The 504-nt window shown below is 60.5% G+C and carries 1 protein-coding gene; it reads left to right on the forward strand.

Features of this window, described 5'->3' with window-relative positions; all coding sequences use genetic code 11:
- Positions 1–325, forward strand: a 325-nt coding sequence (locus tag D7Y15_RS45090; RefSeq protein ID WP_304988702.1) for a hypothetical protein, incomplete at its 5' end; no start/stop codon positions are given.
- Positions 326–504: the final 179 nt, after the last annotated feature.

Genomic DNA, 504 nt, shown 5'->3' on the forward strand with positions numbered 1-504 from the left:
GGCCTTCATCGTGGTGAGCAACAGCTATCGCGCGAATGGTGGCGGTGATTTCCCGGGCATGGATGGAAAGTCGGTGGTGCTCAATGCGCCGGACGGCAACCGCGAAGTCGTGATCAAGTGGGTGGAAGCAAAGAAAACCCTCACCCGCAAGGATGTCGAGAAAGCCGCGTGGCATTTTGCACCGGTGAAAACGAGGTGTCCGGTGACCTTTACGACGGCATCCGGCAAGGATGGCGTGGCGAAGGAGCAGGGCCTGCCGATCCGGCAGCTGCGGGATAACGGCGATGGCACGGCGGTCTACGCGATCGACCTGTCGAAGCGTTGACGTGTAGAGCATCGCGCGCAAGGCGCGCTCCTACAGATGCACGCTGTAGGGGATCTGCGTGGTGTATGTCGGTGCTACCCATCGGGGCACGCAAGTCATCTATCGTCGCTGACCCACAGCAACAGATGGATCTGTAAGGACGCGCGGACGATGCACCCTGGCAGTACGCTTCACGTTAG

Source organism: Corallococcus sp. AB030 (assembly GCF_003668965.1).
GTDB lineage: Bacteria > Myxococcota > Myxococcia > Myxococcales > Myxococcaceae > Corallococcus > Corallococcus exiguus.